This is a genomic window from Actinoplanes flavus (assembly GCF_017592555.1).
In the GTDB taxonomy this organism is placed as follows: Bacteria; Actinomycetota; Actinomycetes; order Mycobacteriales; family Micromonosporaceae; genus Actinoplanes; species Actinoplanes flavus.
Genome location: NZ_JAGFNS010000023.1, coordinates 74,451 through 95,028 on the forward strand (window position 1 = coordinate 74,451; position 20,578 = coordinate 95,028).

A 20,578-nucleotide genomic window follows, 5' to 3' on the forward strand; every position below is an offset into this window, starting at 1 on the left:
GTACGGCGTGGGGCGGACGGCTGGGGTGGTCCGGGACGGCACCGCCGTCCCGAACCGGTAGGACAACGAAGGGGTCAGACGGCGGTCACCCGGTGTGACTCGACCCGCTGAATCCACTCGTCCTTCATCCCGGCGAGTTCGACGGCGAAGTTCGCCATCGACGTGCCGTAGGCGGCGACGACGCCGCCGGACTGGTTGGGAGCGGACTGGCAGCCGTGGACGAGGCGTCCGCCGAGCGCGGTGTGGGCCTTGATGGCCTCGATGCGGCGGTACTCGTTGAACCAGCCGCCGTGGTAGACCTCGTCGAGCATCTGGCCTTCGGTCTCGGAGAGGTCGAACACGACGCCGGTGGCCGACGGGAAGAACCAGCACGGGCCGACGTTGGAGATGTGCCCGTCCAGTTCGACCTTGTTGAGGGCCATGAAGGTCGCGGCTTCGCGCAGCATCCGCAGGTGCTCGGCGGTGACGTCCGGCAGGCCCAGGGTGGCCAGATGCTCCTCCCGGAACAGGTAGGAGTACACCTGGAAGGCGATCGCGAGGACCTCGCCGGCGTCACGGGTCGCGCGGCCATGGGTCGTCACGAAGTCCAGTGCGATCTGCTCGACCGCGGCGGCCGGCGTCTCGACGACGTGCAGCAGCTCGGATTTCACGGTCTCCCAGTCGATCACGAGCCAGGTGCTGTTCTCGAAGCGGAAGAAGTAGTCGGTCGGGTCGATGGTGATGCGTTTGCCGTCCACGGTGATGCCGGGCAGGCGGTTCCAGCGCGGGTCGGACGCCTCGGGCAGTTCGACCGTGATCGTTTTGGGTGTGACGGTGGTGGTCACCTTGATCTCCGTTCCGAAAAGGGCATCCTGTCGGGTGCCGGTGCGGCTGGACGGTCGCCGGCGGATCGGGGAAGTCCCTGTCGCATCCGCCGGCGGCCTTGGAGAACACAGTGCCGTCTTCACAACGCCCGCATCCGCAGCCCGATTGTGGGCCCACAACCCGGCTGCGGGTCGCTGCTACGCCCGTGCCCGCAGTGGGATGCCGAACTGGGCCTCCATCTGCGCGATCGTGTCCGCCGGATCCGTTGCGAGGATCGTGACGATCCCGAGTCCTTCGGCGGGTACCAGGTTGCGGGCGGTGTCGTCGACGAACACGCACGCCTCCCCGGGCAGCCGCATGAGATCAAGGATGATGGTGTAGATCGCTGGATCGGGCTTGCGCATGTTGTAGTGCTCGGAGATCAGCACGGCATCGTAGAGCCGGTCCAGGTCGTAGCCGGCATAGACGTCGTACGGTGCGGTGCCGAGACTGTTGGAGAAGATCCCCACCCTGATCCCGGCAGCGCGGGCGGCCTGAGCGGCCGCGATGACCGTCGGCTCCGGGTGCAGGTCCTCCAGAACCCTACCGAGCAGGTTGGTGCCGTCGATACCGAGCAGGGCAGCCGTTCGTTCGTTCCACTCGACCTGGGTGATCGCCCCACGTTCCAGATCGGCGTACAGCGCGACACCCTCCGGGTCCTTGGCGATCACGGACAGGAACGTGCCGTCAGGCAGACCGGCCCGCCGGTCGAAACCGGCCGCGCACGCGGCCACACTCGTGGTCAGCACCCCACCGAAGTCGAGGATCAGGCCCGCACGGCGGCTCATACAACACTCCCCGTCGTCTTGAGCAGAGCTCGAGTATCGATCAGATGCTCGCCGAGGCTCCGCGTCCCCGCGGTCTGATGAATCCGCACGTCCCGGTGCAAGGCGGTAACGCGGCGAAGCGTCTCCCGGTGCTGAACCTGGGCGACCAGAGCCAAGGCGGCGTGACCGTCGTCGCACGCCGCCTCGATGTTGCCGGCCCCGGCATGCGCCTCCGCACGGGAGATGTGCGCGGTGCAACGGTGCCGCAGCATCTCCGGCGACAGGCTCTCGATCGCCTTGTCCAGAGCAGGCAGGGCTTCGGTATGTCGGCCGAGGCGGACCAGATTGCTGCCCTCGTAGGCATCAGCCTTGGACAGGTCGAACCAGGCGATGCCACCCCACCGCTCGTCGTCCATCGGCCCGGTCAACAGGATGCGGGCCTGCTCCAGGCAGGCGCGAACTCCCTGAACGTCCCCCATCCCGGAGTACATCTCGGAAGCGACCGCATTCGTCCACGCCCACATCCGCCGCGACGCCCCACGCTCGGCGGCATCCACGGCAGCGAGCGCATAGTCCAGCCCGCCATCAAGATCGCCGCTGAAGGATGCACGGAACGCCCGTCCCGCCATGATCAACGCGGCCAGCTCCGGGCTACCGATCTCCTTCGCGATCTGATAGCCGAGATCCATATAGGCGTCGGCCTGCCCCGGGTCACCCAGATCCAGCGACAGCAGCGCGCTGGCCAGCGCGGCCATCTCCGCCATGTGCGCCAGCAACGAATATCGCACCTCGGCCGGCTGATCCCTCGGCCGCAGCGAAAGCACCAACTGAACCTGGTCCCGCGCCACCGGGACGAGGCTGGACGCCGGGAACGACTTGTAGGAGCGGCGGTAGCTGGCACCGATGGCCCGCAACTCGCTCACCGTTACTCGGTCCACGATGCCACCGGAAGGCCGATTGACCTGCGCGCGGGCATCGGGCGACAGGCCCGCGATGGCGGCGGTCAACCCGGCCAGCGAGCCGAGAGTGAAGGAGCGACGAAGCACAGCATCCGAGCTTGCCTCATCACCGGGCCGATCGGGAGACAGCGGGTGTGCCGGCGACGAGCGCGGGCGAGCTGGCGGCACCGCTGGAGCCGCCGCGCGGTAACGCACGTCGAACGCCAGGATCTGACCGACAGGCAGTCCGAGCGTCGCGGCTATCCGCTCCGCCATCGACACGCTATCCAACGCGATGACGCCCCGCTCGACCTGGCTCACCCACGACTCGGACCGGCCGACTGCGGCACCGAGTTCATGCTGCAGCAGGCCCCTGCGCCTCCGGCCTTTCTCGATGCGCCTGCCAATGATCTTGTCGATCTCCCCCACCGGACACACCCCGAGGACTGACCGCACCAACATGGATACACATCACTACCGAACGCCACCGTACTCGCCGGAACCGTCCCCTCGACAGACCAACCCGACGAACCGTGAACCAAGGCATCATCCACAAAAGGGCCGCCAGGCGCCGACATCAGGGCGCCCGATCGTCGGCCACCGCACGGATACCGCCATCGGCACGTTGTCAAAGTTCATGGCGGGACACCCGGACTCTCGCTAGCCTCAGTTTCTGCCCGGTCGGGCACCTGTTTTGACTGGACGACACCGCTATGGCCCGCCGGCCGCTGTCACCTCTCCCTCCTGAGCCCCGTGGCGGTCGTAGATCCGGGTCGTGTCGCAGAGGCTCGGCGCTGGGGCGGACAGCTTTAGATTGGCCCGCTTCGCCGGATGAGCTTCGCATCGGCACCCACGACCGCTTCTCCGCCGGTCCAGTGCTGTGACCTGACGACCGGCACAGATACCGCCTCGCGAACGATGACCAAGGACTGCTGCCCCTCGGGTTGAGCCGGTACCTGGAACCAAATGGCAACAGATCCGCACCAGACCTCTGGCCGATCGGGTCTTCTTTGGAGAGGGTCGGCGAAGCCGACCTTATTGGTGTTGAGTGCGGCTCGCCGCACTCGTTATCAACCGTGCGCACCACCACTTGAATAGAACACACCCAGTTAGACGTTCTCATCCGAAGTGACCAACCGCAGATCAGCAGCACATTCTCCGGCCATGACCAGCGAGACCTGACACTGAGTGGGCGACTTCTCGAACGATCAGCGACCGGGAGCGGCGCTCCGCCCCTGCAAGCGGCTCAGGTTGGTAGGGACAGACGGATGCGTCGCCGAGGGACTTCCACTTCCGCGATCCGAACAGTCAGTTCCCGCCCCGGAAGAAGCCGCGCTTGCTCGCCGGCCACCGCCACCTCGTCGCGGGGCAGGAGCCCGGCGATCCCCTCGTCAAGCTCGACGAACACACCGAGCGCCACGACGTTTCTGTCGACGCGGCCGGTCACCAGGCTGCCGACTCGGGTTGCCCACACCGTCCAAGGGTTCGGCTGGAGAGCGCACAGCGACAGCACCGCCTGTCCCCTGAAGTCGGTGTCGACCGCCAGGATTCGGCCGGCGACCCGCTGGCCCTCGGCCACGACGTCACGGGCGGAGGAGATCCATTTCCAGGACACCTCGGGTGGTGGCACGTACCCGATCTCAGGTTCGGGACCATCGTCGAGGTTGACGAAGACGCCGAAGTTCTCGATTCGTGCCACCGTGCCGTGAACGACGTCGCCGGGGTCCAGCGTCGCCAGGAATCGCATCACGGCCGCAGAGACGTCGGGTCGGTCCACAGTCGGACCTTAGCCGGATCCGTCACCAGGGGATGGCGCCGGCGTCGTTGAAGAACGATCCGGTCGGGCCGCCGTCGGGCAGTGTGGCGAGGTGAATCGCGATGGCCGCGCCGTCTCGGGGTGGCCGCCCGTGCAGGCCGGTGAAGTCGGTGGCGACCAGGCCGGGGCAGGCGGCGTTGATGAGGATGTTCGTGCCGGTGAACTGTCGCGCGTACTGGACCGTGACGGCGTTGAGGTACGACTTCGTCGGCGCGTAGGCCGCCATGACCGGGCCGATCTCGATGGCCGGGTCCGCCTGCAAGGTCACCGATCCGACGCTGCTGGAGACGTTGACGATGCGTGGCGACGGTGCGCGGCGCAGCGATGGCAGCATCGCGTTGGTCACCCGGATCACGCCGTAGACGTTGGTCTCCACGATGGTGCGGACGTTGCCGAGGTCGAGTGTGGTGGGATCCTGCAGCCATCCGGGTCCCATCTCGCCGGGGACGCCGGCGTTGTTGACGAGCGCGTCCAGTCGTTCGACGTGGCGGCCGATCAGGTCCGCGGCTTCGGTGACGCTGCGGTCGCTGGTGACGTCCAGCGGGACGGCGAACGCGTCGATCCCGGCGGCGCGCAGGGTTGCGACGGCCGCCTCGCCCCGGGTGTTGTCGCGGGCGCCCACCGCCACGCGGTAGCCCTTCGCGCCGAGCCCGGCCGCGATCTCGTACCCGATTCCCTTGTTCGCGCCGGTCACCAGCACGGTCTTGGTGTCGCTCATGAGGTTGATCGTGGTCTGTCGGCGATCGGTGTCCCAACACTGATCGGGTGTGCTGTCATACCCGGCCGGTATCACCGCCCGTATCGTGGGCCGGTGCCCCTGTTGGAGACCCGCGAACTCAGGTATTTCGTCACCGTGGCCGAGGAGCTGCATTTCAGCCGGGCAGCCGAGCGTCTCGGTATCGCTCAGCCGCCCCTGTCCCGGGCGATCCAGCAGCTCGAGCGGCGACTCGGCGTCACCCTGTTCGATCGTGACCGTCGCGGCGTCACCCTCACCGGCGCGGGTCGGGTGCTGCTCGGCGAGGCTCGTAGCGTCCTCGACGGCGCGGCTGCCGCGGCCCGGCGCGCCCGGCGTGCCGCGTCCTCCCCGAGGAGCCTGACATTGGTGACCAAGGCGGGCACGAATCATGAACTGTTGCGCGAGCTTCTCGACGCCAACGCGGCCGGGCCGGATCCGGCCGAGATCGAGGTGCTGTTGTGCGGCATGGGCGAGCAGGCGCGGATGTTGCGCGACGGCCGTGCCGACGTGGCGCTCATGCATCGCCCGTTCGACGACCTCGCCGGGTTCGACACCGAGGATCTGCTGACCGAGCAGCTGATCGCCATCCTGCCCGCCGGGCATCCGCTCGCCGCACGCACGTCACTGACCACGGCCGAGATCAACGACATTCCGGATCTGCCGGTCGCGCGGTGGCCCCGCCACGACGCCACCTACGAACCGGGCCCGGGTCCGGAGATCCACGACCAGTTGCAGCTGGCCCAGTTGATCGCCCTGGGCCAGGCGGTCGGCGTGAACTGTGCCTCTGCCCGGTCGGCGTTGTGGAGTGCGCACGCCGCCATCCCGCTGACCGATTCGCCCACCGTCACCACCGTTCTGGCCTGGCCCCCGCACAGCCGATCCCTGGCGGTCGCCGCCCTCGTCCGTACCGCCGCCGAGCTGTAACGGCGACCGGCCGGGACAGGTCCGCGTGTCTCTCACTGCCTTTTTCCGGTACGCGTGAGCTCGCCCCGCCATGCTGCGGCCGTCCCGTCGGCGCCGCGCGTGCCGGCGGGGTGGTCCGGCCGGTGCCGCGCCCGCCGGGCTCAGATCGGTGCCCGGGCAGGCCGGCGACGGCGTCGCCTCACCCACCTGCCGCCGCTCAGCCCGTCGGGCCGTGCGATCGTGGACGTCCTGCCACCGAACCAGGCCGGGTTCGAGGTGCTGCCTCGTCTCTGGATCGTGGAACGGCCCCTCTTCTGCATGGCCTGACCGGATTTCCGTCGTAGGCGGCGCGGTCGCCGCCCGCTGCCGTTGATCAGATTCTGCTTCTGGCTTGCTCGAGGTGCCGCATGACGGCGTGAGCACCGTGGGCGCGGGCGATGGTGTGCGCCTCGTCGAGTATCGAGAGCGCGGCCGCTCGGCGGTCTTGCGCCGCCGCGATGTAGGCCAGCCCGACCATGTTGGAGGCCACACCCGCCAGTGACCCGGTTTCGCGGCGCAGCCGAGACGACTCTTCCAGCCGCTCGCGAGCCTCGTCCAGCCGCCCGGCGGCATGGGCCGCGATGCCCAGGTGCCGCAGAGCCTCGGATCGGGTGTGCTTGTCCCCGGTCTCCGCGGCGAGCCGGCAGGAGCGTTCCAAGTAGGGAATCGCGGTGTCGTTGTCACGCCGGATGAACTGGTGGACACAGCCGATCCAGAACAGCGCCTCGGCTTCGCCGCGTGCGTCGCTCAGAGCCTTGTACAACTCGAGCGCTCGCTCGAACAACGGCAGCTCGGCGGGATCCTCGGCCGGCGCATCGCCGTTGCCGGCGGTAGCGCTCTGAAATCGCGCATGCAGGATCTTCGCCCGCGCGAGAGCCGTATCCGCCTCGACCGCGTCCAACGCGCGTTCGCTCTCGGTCAGCGCGCCGGCGTCACCGCCGTACACGGCTTGCTCGTACGCTTTCCTGGCCTGTTCGAGCCGGTCTTCGGTCATCGTGGCCGCCCCCGCTGGCTTCGCCCTACGTGCTGGAGCCAAGAGTCTAGATCGGACGGCTGCAGGCGTTCGGGGAAGCGGCACCGTGGCTCGATCTGGATGGCCCACCGATCTACGCCCGGCGGGCGCGGCACAGGCGGGACCATCCCGTCGGCACGCGCGGCGCGGACGGGACGGCCGCAGCATGGCGGGGCGGGCTCACGCGTACCGGAAGAAGGGAGTGAGAGACACGCGGACGTGAGCGGGTTTCGGGACAGTTCGGTCGGTATCAAGCCCGCCGAAACGCCGCGGCCCGCACCTTCACCATGATCAACCTCGTCCGCCTGCTGCGCCTGACGCCGGTGCTCATGACCAGCACGAAACAGATGGGTGACGTCGCGCTGCACCTGGCCCGCCACGGCTACTCGCGCCACGTCCTGGAGAACCGCGACATCGTCACGGTGGCCACCACCGCATGAATCTTGCGTGCCACGCATCTTTGCGTGGCGCGCAAGTATTGATACGGTGGTGACATGACGGGACTACGCGAGCGCAAGAAAGCCGAGACGCGGGCCGCCCTCGGCTGGGCCGCGATCCACCTCACCGCCGAGCGCGGCTACGACAACGTCCGCGTGGAGGACATCGCCGAAGCGGCCGGGGTCTCCCCGCGCACCTTCAACAACTACTTCTCCAGCAAGGCCGAGGCGATCGCCTCCCGTCACCTCGACCGCAGCCTGCGCACCGCCGCCGCGCTGCGCGAGCGCCCCGCCGCCGAGCCGCTGTGGGAGGCGCTGACCGCCGCCGCGCTGGAGCAGTTCACCCGCGGCCCCGAGGTCGAGGCGATGCCGTCGCCCGCACACGCGCAATGGACGGCCGGCGTCCGCGCCATGCTCGCCGAGCCCGCGCTGCAGGGTGAGCGGCTGCGCGCCACCGCACGGGCCGAGGCCGAGCTGGCGGCCGCTGTCGCCGACCGTACCGGCACCGACCTCGCCACCGACATGTATCCGCGGCTCGTCGCGGCCGCCGCCAGCGCGGCCGTCGGCGTCGCCATGCAGCACTTCCTGGACAGCGCCGACCCGGCCCCGATCGACCGCCTCATCACCGACGCGTTCGCCCAGGTCGCCGCGGGTCTCCCGGCGCCGGCCCGCTAACCGCCACCGTCCCACTCCCGTGGCGGGCCGTGCCCGCCGCGGCGATGACGCACGCCCCGAAGGGATCACATCATGCTTGACGTCCTCATCGCCGGAGCCGGCCCCAACGGCCTCATGCTCGCCTGCGAACTGGCGCTCGCCGGCGTCCACCCGGTCGTCCTCGAACGCCACCCCGCGCCCACCGGCGAACCCCGCGCCAACGGCCTGGTCGGGCAGGTCGTGCGGCTGCTCGACCGCCGCGGCCTCTACACGCGGCTCAGCGGCGACACCGGTCCACCGCGGCCGCAGCCGGCGTTCACGTTCGGCGCGTTCCCGCTGGATCTCACGATGCTCGACGAGAATCCGCACTACGTGCTCGGTGTGCCGCAGGCCCAGCTGGAGGCCGGGCTCGCGGCCCGGGCCGCCGAACTCGGCGTCGACGTGCGCCGCGGCCACGAGGTCGCCGACCTTCGGCAGTGCCCGGACGCGGTCGAGGTCGTCCTCGCCGACGGTACGCGGCTCACCTCCCGTTTCGTCGTCGGCGCCGACGGTGGCCGCAGTGTGGTGCGCCGTCTCGCCGGCATCGACTTCCCGGGTGTCACCAACGACCGGTCGGTCTCCCGGACCGCCACCGTGACCGTGCCCGCGTCCGCCCTGGATCCGGCCACCGGCGGGTTGCTCGTTCCCGGGTACGGGGTGGTGCCGCCGTTCATGCACACCCGTACCCCGCGTGGCCTGATCGCCTGGGCGCCGTTCCCCGGCCGCCCGGCGATCCTGAGCACGACGGAGTGGCCGGACACGCTGCCGGGCGACGAGACGCCGATGAGCCTGGCGGAACTGCGCGACAGCGTCGCCCGGGTGCTCGGCGCGGGCATCGCGTTCGACGCGAGTGACGGCCCCGGACTGCTGCGGCGGCTGACCGGCGGGAACACGCGCATCGCCGCCCGCTACCGCGCCGGCCGGGTGCTGCTGGTCGGCGACGCCGCGCACGTGCACCCGGCGATCGGCGGCCCCGGCCTCAACCTGGGCTTGCAGGATGCCGCCAACCTGGGGTGGAAGCTCGCCGCCACGGTGCACGGCTGGGCGCCGCCGGGGCTGCTCGACACGTACGAGACGGAGCGCCGCCCGGTCGCCGAGCGGGTCGTCATGTCCACACAGGCCCAGTCGGCGCTGATCAGCCCCGGTGACGACATCACCGGGCTGCGGGGCCTGTTCGCCGAACTGCTGCGCAAGCCGGAGGTGACCGGGCACATCGCGGCGCTGATGTCCGGCGCGGACGTGGCGTATCCGGCCGATCCCGCCGATCCGCTGGCCGGCCGCTGCGCACCCGATGTGGTCGTGCACGGCGCGGACGGTCCGGTGCGCCTGGCCGAACTGACCCGTACCGCCCGTCCGCTGCTGCTCGACTCTACCGGCGCCTACGCCGAGGCCACCGCCGGATGGCGCGACCGCGTCGATGTGGTCACCGGCCCGCTGGAGGGCACGGCCGCGACCGCGTTGCTCGTACGGCCGGACTGCTTCGTCGCCTGGTCGGCCGGTGACGCGGACACGCTGCGCGCCGCGCTCACCGGCCACTTCGGCGATCCGCGGTGACCGGGGCCCTGGTCAGAGCCCTGGTCCGGAAGCTGGGCATACTGGTGCGCCGTGAACCTGGACGAGTATCAGCGCGGCGCACTGCGTACCGCCGCCCCGCGTGACAAGAAGAACGAGCTTCTGCATCTGGTGCTCGGGCTGGTCGGTGAGTCCGGCGAGGTCGCCGAGAAGTTCAAGAAATGGGTACGCGACCTCGACAGTGACGAGACACGTATCGACCGCGCCGATATCGCCAAGGAACTCGGTGACGTCCTCTGGTATGTGGCGGTGCTCGCCGACTACCTGGATCTCTCCCTGAACGACATCGGCGCCGCCAACCTGGCCAAACTCGCCAGCCGCCAGACCCGTGGCGTGCTCGGCGGCAGCGGCGACGACCGCTGACCGCCGAGCACGGGTTCAGGCCACGACGTCGAGCAGGTCCCCGCTGAGGGGAATCAGCTGTCGGTATGTGTCATGACGTCGGATCGCGTCTCCAAGCGCTCGTACCTTTGCTTGGCCGCCTGGGGTGTGTTGAGTCCCAAGCTGAAAGCTATGTCCTGCCAGGTCATCCCCTTGCTCCGGGCGATCTTGAGCAGATGCAGCTCGGTCGAATCGAGGTCGGCGCGAACGCTGGGTAGAAGGGTCAGCGCCGCGACAAGGTCGTTTTCGTCGATGTCTGGCTCGTTCGGCTCAAGGACGATCGAGCCGCCGGCCAGCCCGGCCACGAGCCGGACCACTTCATGCGGAGCCGCCATGGAGGGGTGAGTCTGTCGTGATCGGCGGGCGGAACTGTCGGCGTGCCGGTCGACGAGGTGCGTCAGAGCTTGATAGGCGCGCTCAGCGCGTTGCGTCGCGGAATCGGGCCGGGCGAAGAAGTGGGACATGCGGTGAAGCATGACAGCTCAACGAAAGCTTTTCAACAGTCTGTTGAAGATGTGGCGGGCGCCTACTTATTGATCTGTCGCTGACCGCGCGTCACGGAAGGTGACCCGCCGGCTCGGGGCGCTGACCATCCGGACGTGCCGGGAGCCGTGCATTACTGCCCAGGGACAACGGTGCCGGCGCTGTGGATGTCGTGTTCGGTGATGCGTACCGGAAACCAGGTGATCTCTTCGGGGGTGCCGCCGTCGTTGTTGGCCATGTCCGCGATGCGTTGTGCTTCGTCGGCAGTGGCCAGCAGGCCGGCGTTTCCCGGCCGGATGCCGAGTTCCCTGAGCGCCGGAGTGTCCAGCCGGTAGCAGAGCCAGCTGTGGAACTTGCCGGCCTCGAAGCCGAGGACCTCGAATCCCTGGATCGTGCCGGGTGCGGCGGCCGTGGGCTGTGCGAGGTTCACCAGGATGGGACGCGGAGGGTCACCGATCCAGTCCTGCACCATGGCCGTCAGTCTGGTGGCTGTCGCCGCTGTCAGGCTCACGCTCAGCACGTGAACGGTGGGCTGGCCCGCGGGTGCTCGCCGGGCGGCATCGGCCGCCTGTCGCAGGGACCGGTGCCACGGCTCGAACAGCTGCTGCTGCCACGGTTCTAAGTCTTGGCCGGACGGGAGGAAGTCGGTGAGGCATTCGCTGACGGTGGCGACGGTAGGCGGGAGGGCGGCGATCCCGTACGGTCCGGGCGGCGGCGCCCAGGGGAAGCCGGCCACGTATCCGGCCAGCAGGTAGCTCTCGGCGCGCGTCATCCGCTCATGATCGACGGCGACGGGTCCCGGCGCAGAGAATTTCTCACGGATGTCACAACGCAGCCGCGGTCCGGCGCAGAGAGTCGTTCACGAGTTCCCGTTCCCTTCCGGGTGGTGTCACAGCGAAGAGCTCACGGCGGGTTGCCGTCCTGGTAGCGGACGGCGAGCGCGGTGGCCCGTTCGTGCAGGGCGGCGCGCAGTGACGGCGGGGTGAGGGCTTCGGCGGCGGTGCCGAGTTGCCACAGTGCCCACACGGCGTGACGTAGGTCCTGGTAGGTGACTTCGAGGCGGAGCCGGCCGTCGGGGCCGGGGGTTTCGGCGCGGACGGCGACCGCGGTGGCCAGCAGGTCGTCGCGGCGATTCGGATCGACCAGGACCTGTACGGCGATGTGGTCGTCGGACAGGAACCGGGCGGACCGTTCCCGCCAGGCCCGGTCGAGGTCGACCCGGTCGTCGCGCTGTGCCGGTTCGGGTAGTTCCTCGGCGGCGAGAACACGTGACAGCCGGTAGGTGCGGTCGGCGCCGTTGCGGGTGGCCAGCAGGTAGCCACGGTCGCGGACGGTGACCAGGCCGATCGGGTCGACGGTGCGCCACGCCGGGGGCTGTCCGGTGGCGGCGTAGTGGATGCGCAGCCGGCGCCCGGCGAGCACGGCACGGCGTACCTCGGTCATGGTGGTGCCGGGGATCTGTTCGGTGACGGGCCGGCGCGACAGCAGGTCGGTTTCCGGTTCGACGAGCAACCGCTGCGTGGCGTCGGCGGCCAGCGCCTGGTGGTTGTCCGGGAGGGCGTCGACGACTTTGCGCATCGCGGAGGCGAGGGCCGGGCCGAGGCCGAGCCCGGTGCCGGCGGTGAGCAGGGCGAGGGCTTCGTCGTGGTTGAGGCCGGTGAGTGGGGTGCGGAAGCCGGGCAGCAGCGCGAATCCGCCGTGGCGGCCACGTTCGGTGTAGACCGGGACGCCGGCGGCGGACAGGGCTTCGATGTCGCGCAGCACGGTCCGGGTGGACACCTCCAGTTCGCGGGCCAGGGTGTCGGCGGTCAGGCGGCCGCGCTGGCGCAGCAGCAGGACGAGGGAGACCAGCCGGTCGGCGCGCATCCGCGAACCGTACCGGAATACCTGACAGGAGGTGTCGTGATTGGCGGGCAGGCTCGCCGTTGCCCGTACGAAATGGAATGGAGCTTGAGGTGGCAGTGCAGCGAGTGGCCGTCAATCCGTGGCCGTGGTCGGTGGCGTTGGGTTTCCATCAGGGTGAGCTGGTGTCCGGGCAGACCCGGACGTTGTATTGCTCGGGTCAGACGGCGATGGACGCCGACGGCAAGCCGCAGCATGACGGTGACATGGCCGCGCAGTTGGCGATGTGTCTGGACAACGTCGAGGCCGTGTTGACGGCGGCGTCCATGTCGTTGACGAATGTCGTACGGCTCAACGTGTACACCGTCAATGTTGACGAGTTGTTCCCGCATTACGGGGTGCTGGCGTCCCGGCTTGCGGCGGCCGGGGTGGCGCCGGCCACGACGATGGTGCAGGTGACGCGTCTGGCGCTGCCCGGCCAGCTGGTGGAGCTGGAGGCGACGGCGGTCGGGTAGCCGGGGTCGCCCGGAGCCGGCGCCGAGTCCGCCGGCCGCCCGGAGCCGGGCAGGTGCCGCCCGGAGCCGAACCGGCCCCGGGCGGCACGACCCGTCAGGGAGCGAAGGCTTTCACCTCCAGCAGGCCGACGGAGGCGGCGCCGCTGGTCAGGGCCACCCGCAGGCGGGTGGTGCTGACCGGACCGAAGGTGACGGTGTTGTACTGGTTCGCGGCGATCGGGTAGCCGCTGGCGGACGGCACGTCGACGTAGGCGCTGCCGTCGTAGTACTGCAGTTTCCACGAGGCGGGCAGGTCGATGCCCTGGTTGTCGTCGAAGAAGTACACCTGCGCCGATCGCAGGTTCTGTGCGGTCGGCCAGGTGAGTTCGGCCCACTGCTGGCCCTGGTTGGGCCAGGTTCCCCAGCGCGGGTTGACGGTGTCGTTCGACGACGGTGGTTCGGCGCCGTCGTTGATGGCGGCGACGCTCTCCCACGCCGAGGTGTAGGAGGCGCTGGGTGTGGCCGAGGCCGCCAGGTTGGGGTTCGGTGGCGGCACGGTGCCCTGCCCGTACACCTTCACTTCGGTGAGGCCGGTTTTCGGCGTACCGGTGGGTTGGGTGAATTGCAGGCGCAGCCTGGTGGTGTTGACCGGGGTGAAGGTGACCTTGTTCAGGTTGGCCTGCGGTGCGGCCGGGGTTTTGGCCTGGGAGCTGGTGTTCACCCAGGCGCTGCCGTTCCAGTACTGGACGTTGTAGGCGGTCGGTGGCCGGTAGCGGTTGCCGGCCCGGTCGTTGCGGAAGTGGATCCAGGCCTCGCTGACGGTGCGCTCACTGCTGAAGGTGAGGTCGTAGGTGTCGGTGGCGTTGGTGCTGCCGTAGCTGCCCCACAGCGGTGAGTTGGTGGGCAGGCCGTCGACGGCGGCGCCGGCCGACGTGCCGGAGGTGGTGTAGGAGGCGGCCACGGTCGCGCCGCTGGCCAGATTCGGGCGGGTGGAGGTCAGGTCGACACCGGCCTTGGCGAAGACGTCGACCATCCGGCTGCTGTTCTGCACCACGTTCTGCGGTGCTTGCAGGGCCGGGAACGCGGTGCTGAACGCGACCGTGCCGGTGGTGGTGACCGCGCCGGTGGCCGGGTTGTAGGTGAACGGCGCCAGCTGGTTCAGTGTGGCGACGCGGGTGCCGTCGAGGTAGATGGAGTAGCCCTGCGGAACCCCGTTGTAGCGGGTCACGCCGTCGGACGGGTCGTCCCAGACGATCGACAGGTTGGCGTTGCGGTAGCGCAGGTTGTTGACCGCGAAGTGGCTCCAGCCGATGTTGATCGGCGACAGTGCGATCTGGTTGTCGTTACGCGGCCGGAGCCCGGCGACGTCTTCGATGATCGTCCAGTTGCTGCTGCCGAGGATGTTGTGGTGGATCCACGACCGGTAGGTGATGGAGCTGCCGTTCCAGTCGGCCCAGAACTCGTTGGCGTCCGGCCAGTTGGTGTCGCCGCCGACGTACTGCGCCCAGGCGTTCCAGTAGAGCAGCTTCTTGTAGTCCTCGCTGGTCATCCACGTGTTCGGGTAGTTGCGCAGCACCTGCGAGTAGAGCCGGAACTGCACGGTGGAGTTGATGGTGGAGAAGTTGTTGCTGCCCGGGTTGCCGGCGGCCGCGGCGGCGGCCTTGTCGACCTGGTTGGCGGTGTAGAACGGGAAGATCGGGTACTGGGCGGCGTCGGCGAACAGGCGCAGCGCCTCCCGGTACTGGGCCGTGTTCGGCATCAACCCGACCGTGTACGGGTAGTAGTTGTTGATTTCCTTCCACGGCACATGTGTATTCGTCGACACGTGCTTGTGTTCCAGGAGTTGACGAGATGGATTCCACAACGTGTTGACGACACCGTTGCGGATCCGGTCGGCGAGCGTCTGCATCTCGGTGGCCTTGGCCGTGTTGCCGAGCAGGGTGTAGGCGTCGCGGGCGGCGTTGGCGGCGCTCCACACGTAGGCGGTCTCGGCCCGGTCCAGGTTGCCGGCGCGCCAGTGGAAACTGACGGCGTCGGCGTCGTTGCCGGTCATCGCGCCCCAGTCGTACTCGATGACGCCGTTGTTGTTGGTGTCGTAGGTGGCGAGCTGGCCTTTCGCGTCGCCTTCGGCGTAGCGGGCGAAGTTGGTCAGCATGGCCGGCTGGCCGCCGTGGATCTGGTAGGCGCGCCAGGCGGCCTCGGCGATGTACTGGGTGTACGAGTTGGACCAGTTCTCCGGGTCGCCGGGGTTGTCCACGAACCGGCCGTTGGCCGAGTACTGGCCGACCGCCAGGTAGGGGCCGTAGGAGTATTCCGGGCTCCGCAGGTATTTCAGGTCGTCGATGTGCATCGGCTGGGTGAGGGCGATCGCGTTGTTGTAGCCGGTGACGCCCTCGATCGACTGTGGGAACTGGAAGTCCTGGCCGGGGATGTCGGCGTCGAGGTGGTTGAACCGCATCAGCCACCACCGGTAGTAGATGTTCTTCTTGATCGCGGCGTCCGGGACGTCGATGTAGGGCACGTTGTCGGCCCACCACCGGTTGTAGTCGCGGACGTGGGTGGCGAACGCGTCGGCGGCGCTGCGGGCCCGGTAGGCGTCGTATTCGGTCCGGGACGCGGGGATCTCGGTGGCGACCAGGCCGAGTTGCACCTTGGCGGTGACGGTCTGCCCGGCGCCGACCGTGATCGACCGGGTGAGGTTGCCGCCGGAGGGGGTGAACCCGTCACCGGAGAACCGCGGGTACAGGGTGGTCAGGTTGTTCTTGACCGCGCGGGTGCCGGTGAGTTCGCTGCCGCTGACGGTGGTCGCGTACGGCGAGGTGGCGGTCAGCGTCAATGTCGACGACCCGCTGCCGGTGTTGACGACGGCGACGTTGGTGATCAGCACGTTGTTGTGCGTGATGAACTTGGTGACCTCCAGGCGCAGGCTGCCGTTGGTGTGCACGCTGCGCCAGTGGCTGGGTGTCTGCCGGCGTTGGGCGACCTGTTCGGTGAACGTGCCGGTCGACGCGGTGATGGCGTAGGCGTTCTGGCTGGAGATGTTGTCCCAGTAGGCGGCGTTGCCGCCGAAACCGATCACCGCCGGGTTGTGCGTGTACATGAACGCGGCGCGGCCGCGGCTCATCAGCCAGGTGCCGGCCGGGTCGTTGCCGGTGCGGGCCAGCAGCCGGTCCATCCAGAAGTCGGTGCCGGCGGCCTCGGCGTCGTAGATGGCGCGCATGGTGTCGCCGGTGGAGTAGCCGACCGGCGGCGCCGGGATCGAGCCGGCGTTGCCGAAGGTGGGCAATCCGATGGGTTGCGCCGCGTGCGCCGGCTGCGGGCTCACCGCCAGCGACGCCACGATCAGAACCAGAATCGAGGTGTACGCGCGGAGCTTGCGCACGACCGCACGCGCCCCGCTCCCGCCGGGCGTGGTGGTGTGGCGCCGCCCGAGGGGACGCGTCCCGGTGACGTCGCGTCGTCGCGTCGACCGTTGCCACAGCGACGGCCGCGCTCCGGCCGGGGCGGAGCCGGCCCGGTCAGGTCGTCTCATGAAGGGGCCGCTCATGACTGGAACGCCTTCCACTCGAGCACGCCGGTCGAGTAGCCGCTCCGTGACGTGATCTGCAGCCGCAACCGTGTCGTGTTGACCGGATTGAACGTGACGACGTTCTCCACATTGCCGGCGGCGCCACATGTCGACTGGCCGGTGACGGCTACATATTGACTGCCGTTCCAGTACTGCAGTTGACAGGATGCGGGCAGGTCGATGCCCTGGTTGTCGTCGAACCAGTACACCGAACTCTTGTTGATCGACTTGGCGGCCGGCCACTGGTATTCGATCCACTGGGTGCCCTGTTGCGGCCAGTTGCCGTAGGCCAGATTCGACCGGTCCTGCGAGTTGGCCGGCGTTCCGCCGTTGTTGATCGCCGACAGGTTCTCCCACGCCGACACGTACGACGTGGACGCGGTCGCCGACGGCCCGAGGTTGGTGCCGCTGCCTCCCCCGCCGCCGGGGTTGGGCGGCGGCCCGCTGGTCGTCTGCACGACCTGCTGGATCGTGCCGTCAGCGTTGAAGTACAGCCGGTCGACCGCCACCGACCTGCGGAAGTTGCCGCCGCCGGGCGCGTTGGCGTTGTGGTAGACGATGTACCACTGCCCGTTGAACTCGACGATCCCGGCGTGGTTGGTGGTCGACGACACCTGCCCGAGGACGATGCCGCGGTGTGTCCACGGGCCCATCGGGTTGGTCGCGGTCGCGTACCGCTGGCAGGCGTAGTTGGAGTTGGTGACGCAGCCGTTGGTGTCGTTGGCGGCGTACATCATGTAGTAGAGGCCGTTACGTTTGAACATCCACGGCGCTTCCCAGTAGTTGGTCAGCCCGGTCGGGGTGACCACCGACCCCACCGTGTCGATCATGTTGCTGGCCAGCCGGACGGCGCGCGGCGCCCAGTAGCCGCCCCAGTACATGTAGGCCTGCCCGTCGTCGTCGACGAACACGGTCGGGTCGATGTTGAGGCCGGAGGAGTTGGCGGTGCTGTCGCTGATCAGCGGCCCGCCTTTGGCGTCGGTGAACGGCCCGAGCGGGCTGTCGCCGACGGCCACGCCGATGTTCATCCAGCCGGCGCCGTTGCCGTTGACCGACGTGTACCAGTAGTACTTGCCGTTGCGGGGTTCCACTTCGCTGGCCCACGCGTCGGCGCCGGCCCAGCCGAAGGTGGCGATGGTGGCCTTCGCGCCGTGGTGGGTCCAGGTGGCCGCGTCGGTCGACGACAGCACGTGCCATTCGCGCATCTGGAAGTTGGTGGCGCCGGTGGGTGCCTCGTCGCGGCCGGCGTAGATGTACATGGTGTCGCCGACGACCAGGGGCGCCGGGTCGGCGGTGTAGATGCTGGTGATGATCGGGTTGGCGGCCTGTGCCGGGGTGGCTACGGCTATCGCCGCGACGGCGGTGACCAGCGCACATCCTGCCGCCGGCCATCTTCTTCTGGACATCGGACTCTGCCTTTCTGGACGAGCCTTGCAACGGGGAGCGGGGAGGTAGGGGGCCGGGCGGCGGTTCACTGGCCGGTGGCGTGCAGTTGGGCGATCTCGGCCGCGGTCAGCGCCCGGCTGTGGATCCGGAAGCTGTCGACGGCGGCGGTCAGGTACGGATCGCTCGCGTACTGGGAGCGGCCGATCCAGTTCTGGGTGGTGGACGGCAGCGCGGACGGCCGTACCGTCAGCGCGCTGTTGCGGGCCACTTCGGTGCCGTTGACGTAGAGGATGCCGAGGTTGCCGGTGTGGGTGACGGCGACGTGGGTCCACGTGCCGGTGGGCAGGGCGGCGGGCGCGTTGATGCGCTGTTCGCCGCCGGAGCCGCTGCTGGTGATGGCGTACCGGGCGGTTCCGGCGCTGCTGCGCGGGGTGAGGAACAGGTAGGCGCCGGTGCCGGTGCCGAAGTCGAAGATCCGGGTCCAGGTGGCGGCCGTGTCGATGCGGACCCAGGTGGCGATGGTGTAGGCGGTGACGCCGGCGACGATGCCGGCGGGCAGGCTGACGTGCCCGCCGGTGCCGCCGAGCAGTACGGCGTTGCCGCTGCGCCCGGTGGTGCGGGTGACGCCGCCGAGCAGGGTTCCGGTCCAGCCGTTGCCGGTGGCGTCGGCCACCGTCGTGCCGGAGGCCTCGTCGAACGGGTAGCGGGCTTCGCGCGGGGTGCTGCCGGTGACGTTCCAGTAGACGGAGTAGCGCTGGCCGTGGGTCTTGTAGAACGGTCGCAGCAGCACGGATCCGGCCGTGTACTCCAGGGGTGTTCCGGTCGGCTGCGGGGTGCCGGACAGGGTGGGCAGGGCGGTGAGGTTGCTGGTGCCGAACTGTCCGGCGAGCACGATCGGCCCGTGTCTGACCGCGCGGACCGACGGGTTGTCGGGGGTGGGTTCCAGGGTCAGGGTCATCGGGCACGTGACGTCGACGACATCGCCGCCGGCCCAGGTGCGGTTGATCGACAGGTAGGTGCCGGGGGTGGGGGTGCCGGTGAGCACGCCGTTGACCCGGACCTGGGCGCCGCTGGTCCAGGAGGGGATGCGGATGCGCAGGTCGATCGTGCCGGAGCCGGTGACGGTGAGCCGGGTGGTGGGGCTCTCCGGGTAGGTGGTGTCCTGCTGGACGGTGATGCCACGGCCGGGCCACGTCAACGTCGACGAGATGAACAGGTTGACGTACAGGATCGTGTTGTTGACGAAGTAGATGCTGTCGGTGAACTTGGTATTGGTCTCCATGCCGGTGCCGTGACAGCAGGTGAAGTTGTCGTAGTCGTTGCTGTACGTCTTGATCCCGCCGGCGCGCAGCGGCACGTAGTAGCAGTGGTGGCCGTGCGCCGAGTTCGGGTTCTGCGCGCCGAGCAGATGGTTGTAGAGCGCCTTCTCGTAGAAGTCCATGAGTTCGGCGGCCCGGCCGGGGTCGGTGAAGAACAGCTGCCGGGTCAGTTTCAGCATGTTGTAGGTGTTGCAGCATTCGCAGGTCAAGTCGGACAGTTCGGCGGCGATGCGGTTCGGGGCCTGGAAGTACTCGCCGTTGGAGTTGCCGCCGATGGCGTACGAGTGCTGGCGTACCACGAAGTTCCAGAAGTTGACGGCGATGTCGCGGTAGCGGCTGTCGCCGGTGGCGTGGTAGGCGCGGATAGCGGCGATCGCCTTGGGGATCTGGGTGTTGGCGTGGAATCCGGCGAGCGCGTCCACGCCGGCGGCGAGCGGGTCGAGGATCTGGGCGTGGTCGAAGTACTGGGCGGTCGTCAGGTGGGCCGCCTCGCCGCTGAGCTGGTACAGGTTGAACAGTGTCTCGCCGATGCCGCCGAATTCGACGCGCAGCATCTGCTGCCGTTGGGCGAGGGTGAGCCGGCTGTTGCGGGCCTGGATCCAGGCGGCTTTGCGCTGCAGGACGGTCAGGGCCTGGGCGCTGCCGGTGAGCTGGTGCCAGTCGAGCAGCCCTTGCACGATCTTGTGGAGGGTGTAGTAGGGCGCCCACACCTGCTGGCCGGTCTCGACCCGGTCGATGAACGATTCCGGGTACGCCGACAGGTAGCCGTTGGGCCGCTGGCAGAGCGCCAGCTGGGCGACGAGGTAGTCGCCTTTGGCCTGCAGGGTGGTGTCGCCGGTGCCGGCGTAGGCCTGGGCGAGGGCGGTGAGCACGTGGCCGGTGGAGTGGCCGCGCAGTTCGGTCGACGGTGACTCCCAGCCGCCGCACGGGGTGGCGCTCGAGCTGAGCCCGGCGGTGAGCCGGAACATGTGCAGGAGCCGGTCGGCGTTGAGGAACCGCAGGTAGGTGTGGGTGCGGGCGGTGTTGTCGGTGAACGGGCCGGCGCCGAGGCGGACGGCGGTGAGGGGGAAGCCGTAGGCCGAGACGCCGATGTCCGGCCGGGCGGCGCGGGCGGTGCCAGCGGGCAGGATCGCGCCGGCGGCGCCGGCCGCCGAGGCGATCAGTACGGTACGACGGTTGAAACGCATGAGAACACCTCTGCAATCGACAGACTTCGATGCATGAGCGGGGTTCCCGCCCACAGGTGTTCGCTGTTTCGTGAGCGTGCGGAGCCCATGGGCGATCCCGGCCCATCCGCCCCCGTGATGGGATGCGCCTGCGGCACACGCTGCCTTACGAAAAGGTTTTCG

18 protein-coding genes are annotated in these 20,578 nt (G+C 69.0%); 6 read left to right on the plus strand and 12 right to left on the minus strand.

Going from position 1 to position 20,578, the window contains the following annotated elements:
- Nucleotides 1-74 precede the first annotated feature (74 nt).
- The 5 genes from J5X75_RS30030 to J5X75_RS30050 form a co-directional block, all read right to left on the minus strand.
- On the minus strand, nucleotides 75-824 hold the full coding sequence (locus tag J5X75_RS30030) for a hypothetical protein (RefSeq protein WP_208470898.1): 750 nt from the start codon (nucleotides 822-824) through the stop codon (nucleotides 75-77).
- Nucleotides 825-1,001: 177 nt separating this feature from the next.
- Nucleotides 1,002-1,631 carry an HAD-IA family hydrolase gene (locus J5X75_RS30035; RefSeq protein ID WP_208470899.1) on the minus strand — a complete coding sequence of 210 codons (630 nt, stop codon included), beginning with the start codon at nucleotides 1,629-1,631 and terminating at the stop codon, nucleotides 1,002-1,004.
- Nucleotides 1,628-2,977: a helix-turn-helix domain-containing protein gene (locus J5X75_RS30040; RefSeq protein ID WP_208470900.1), complete on the minus strand. Its 1,350-nt coding sequence runs from the start codon at nucleotides 2,975-2,977 to the stop codon at nucleotides 1,628-1,630. The genes J5X75_RS30035 and J5X75_RS30040 overlap by 4 nt, the downstream gene beginning before the upstream one ends.
- 817 nt (nucleotides 2,978-3,794) lie before the next feature.
- Nucleotides 3,795-4,325, minus strand: coding sequence for a S1 RNA-binding domain-containing protein (locus J5X75_RS30045; RefSeq protein WP_208470901.1), 531 nt, complete (start codon nucleotides 4,323-4,325; stop codon nucleotides 3,795-3,797).
- Nucleotides 4,326-4,347: 22 nt separating this feature from the next.
- Nucleotides 4,348-5,082: an SDR family NAD(P)-dependent oxidoreductase gene (locus tag J5X75_RS30050; RefSeq protein ID WP_208470902.1), complete on the minus strand. Its 735-nt coding sequence runs from the start codon at nucleotides 5,080-5,082 to the stop codon at nucleotides 4,348-4,350.
- Nucleotides 5,083-5,184: 102 nt separating this feature from the next.
- Between J5X75_RS30050 and J5X75_RS30055 the strand changes: the two genes are divergently transcribed.
- The gene (locus J5X75_RS30055) at nucleotides 5,185-6,024 is read left to right on the plus strand and encodes a LysR family transcriptional regulator (RefSeq protein ID WP_208470979.1); all 840 of its coding nucleotides are present in this window, start codon (nucleotides 5,185-5,187) and stop codon (nucleotides 6,022-6,024) included.
- A 352-nt stretch (nucleotides 6,025-6,376) separates the two neighbouring features.
- Here J5X75_RS30055 and J5X75_RS30060 read toward each other — a convergent pair whose 3' ends face one another.
- The gene (locus J5X75_RS30060) at nucleotides 6,377-7,036 is read right to left on the minus strand and encodes a tetratricopeptide repeat protein (protein ID WP_208470903.1); all 660 of its coding nucleotides are present in this window, start codon (nucleotides 7,034-7,036) and stop codon (nucleotides 6,377-6,379) included.
- 305 nt (nucleotides 7,037-7,341) lie between these two features.
- On the opposite strand from J5X75_RS30060, the gene J5X75_RS30065 reads away from it, so the two are divergent.
- The 4 genes from J5X75_RS30065 (at nucleotide 7,342) to J5X75_RS30080 (ending at nucleotide 10,119) form a co-directional block, all read left to right on the plus strand.
- The gene (locus tag J5X75_RS30065; protein WP_208470904.1) at nucleotides 7,342-7,494 is read left to right on the plus strand and encodes a hypothetical protein; all 153 of its coding nucleotides are present in this window, start codon (nucleotides 7,342-7,344) and stop codon (nucleotides 7,492-7,494) included.
- A gap of 54 nt (nucleotides 7,495-7,548) precedes the next feature.
- A complete protein-coding gene (locus tag J5X75_RS30070; protein WP_208470905.1) occupies nucleotides 7,549-8,166 on the plus strand; it encodes a TetR/AcrR family transcriptional regulator in 618 nt (205 codons plus the stop codon).
- A gap of 72 nt (nucleotides 8,167-8,238) precedes the next feature.
- The gene (locus J5X75_RS30075) at nucleotides 8,239-9,738 is read left to right on the plus strand and encodes an FAD-dependent monooxygenase (protein WP_208470906.1); all 1,500 of its coding nucleotides are present in this window, start codon (nucleotides 8,239-8,241) and stop codon (nucleotides 9,736-9,738) included.
- A 51-nt stretch (nucleotides 9,739-9,789) separates the two neighbouring features.
- Nucleotides 9,790-10,119, plus strand: a complete 330-nt coding sequence (locus tag J5X75_RS30080; RefSeq protein ID WP_208470907.1) for a nucleoside triphosphate pyrophosphohydrolase family protein — start codon at nucleotides 9,790-9,792, stop codon at nucleotides 10,117-10,119.
- Nucleotides 10,120-10,172: 53 nt separating this feature from the next.
- Here J5X75_RS30080 and J5X75_RS30085 read toward each other — a convergent pair whose 3' ends face one another.
- From J5X75_RS30085 to J5X75_RS30095, 3 genes are all read right to left on the minus strand, one after another.
- The gene (locus J5X75_RS30085) at nucleotides 10,173-10,601 is read right to left on the minus strand and encodes a DNA-binding protein (RefSeq protein ID WP_208470908.1); all 429 of its coding nucleotides are present in this window, start codon (nucleotides 10,599-10,601) and stop codon (nucleotides 10,173-10,175) included.
- A 152-nt stretch (nucleotides 10,602-10,753) separates the two neighbouring features.
- The gene (locus tag J5X75_RS30090; RefSeq protein WP_208470909.1) at nucleotides 10,754-11,392 is read right to left on the minus strand and encodes a hypothetical protein; all 639 of its coding nucleotides are present in this window, start codon (nucleotides 11,390-11,392) and stop codon (nucleotides 10,754-10,756) included.
- 131 nt (nucleotides 11,393-11,523) lie between these two features.
- The gene (locus tag J5X75_RS30095) at nucleotides 11,524-12,486 is read right to left on the minus strand and encodes a helix-turn-helix transcriptional regulator (protein ID WP_208470910.1); all 963 of its coding nucleotides are present in this window, start codon (nucleotides 12,484-12,486) and stop codon (nucleotides 11,524-11,526) included.
- A gap of 89 nt (nucleotides 12,487-12,575) precedes the next feature.
- Between J5X75_RS30095 and J5X75_RS30100 the strand changes: the two genes are divergently transcribed.
- The gene (locus J5X75_RS30100) at nucleotides 12,576-12,977 is read left to right on the plus strand and encodes a RidA family protein (RefSeq protein ID WP_307798347.1); all 402 of its coding nucleotides are present in this window, start codon (nucleotides 12,576-12,578) and stop codon (nucleotides 12,975-12,977) included.
- 94 nt (nucleotides 12,978-13,071) lie between these two features.
- Here J5X75_RS30100 and J5X75_RS30105 read toward each other — a convergent pair whose 3' ends face one another.
- The 3 genes from J5X75_RS30105 to J5X75_RS30115 form a co-directional block, all read right to left on the minus strand.
- A complete protein-coding gene (locus J5X75_RS30105) occupies nucleotides 13,072-16,488 on the minus strand; it encodes a discoidin domain-containing protein (RefSeq protein ID WP_238489871.1) in 3,417 nt (1,138 codons plus the stop codon).
- 11 nt (nucleotides 16,489-16,499) lie between these two features.
- Nucleotides 16,500-17,930 carry a glycoside hydrolase family 43 protein gene (locus J5X75_RS30110; protein WP_208470911.1) on the minus strand — a complete coding sequence of 477 codons (1,431 nt, stop codon included), beginning with the start codon at nucleotides 17,928-17,930 and terminating at the stop codon, nucleotides 16,500-16,502.
- Between the two features lie 65 nt (nucleotides 17,931-17,995).
- Nucleotides 17,996-20,416, minus strand: a complete 2,421-nt coding sequence (locus J5X75_RS30115) for a beta-L-arabinofuranosidase domain-containing protein (RefSeq protein ID WP_208470912.1) — start codon at nucleotides 20,414-20,416, stop codon at nucleotides 17,996-17,998.
- Nucleotides 20,417-20,578 lie beyond the last annotated feature (162 nt).

What these genes read in the sequence shown, in the direction of transcription:
- J5X75_RS30070 (WP_208470905.1), top strand. Translation starts at nt 7,549, where the DNA reads ATGACGGGACTACGCGAGCGCAAGAAAGCCGAGACGCGGGCCGCCCTC.
- J5X75_RS30060 (WP_208470903.1), bottom strand. Translation starts at nt 7,036, where the DNA reads ATGACCGAAGACCGGCTCGAACAGGCCAGGAAAGCGTACGAGCAAGCC.
- J5X75_RS30110 (WP_208470911.1), bottom strand. Translation starts at nt 17,930, where the DNA reads ATGTCCAGAAGAAGATGGCCGGCGGCAGGATGTGCGCTGGTCACCGCC.
- J5X75_RS30095 (WP_208470910.1), bottom strand. Translation starts at nt 12,486, where the DNA reads ATGCGCGCCGACCGGCTGGTCTCCCTCGTCCTGCTGCTGCGCCAGCGC.
- J5X75_RS30085 (WP_208470908.1), bottom strand. Translation starts at nt 10,601, where the DNA reads ATGTCCCACTTCTTCGCCCGGCCCGATTCCGCGACGCAACGCGCTGAG.
- J5X75_RS30115 (WP_208470912.1), bottom strand. Translation starts at nt 20,416, where the DNA reads ATGCGTTTCAACCGTCGTACCGTACTGATCGCCTCGGCGGCCGGCGCC.
- J5X75_RS30090 (WP_208470909.1), bottom strand. Translation starts at nt 11,392, where the DNA reads ATGACGCGCGCCGAGAGCTACCTGCTGGCCGGATACGTGGCCGGCTTC.
- J5X75_RS30065 (WP_208470904.1), top strand. Translation starts at nt 7,342, where the DNA reads ATGATCAACCTCGTCCGCCTGCTGCGCCTGACGCCGGTGCTCATGACC.
- J5X75_RS30050 (WP_208470902.1), bottom strand. Translation starts at nt 5,082, where the DNA reads ATGAGCGACACCAAGACCGTGCTGGTGACCGGCGCGAACAAGGGAATC.
- J5X75_RS30105 (WP_238489871.1), bottom strand. Translation starts at nt 16,488, where the DNA reads ATGAGACGACCTGACCGGGCCGGCTCCGCCCCGGCCGGAGCGCGGCCG.
- J5X75_RS30075 (WP_208470906.1), top strand. Translation starts at nt 8,239, where the DNA reads ATGCTTGACGTCCTCATCGCCGGAGCCGGCCCCAACGGCCTCATGCTC.
- J5X75_RS30035 (WP_208470899.1), bottom strand. Translation starts at nt 1,631, where the DNA reads ATGAGCCGCCGTGCGGGCCTGATCCTCGACTTCGGTGGGGTGCTGACC.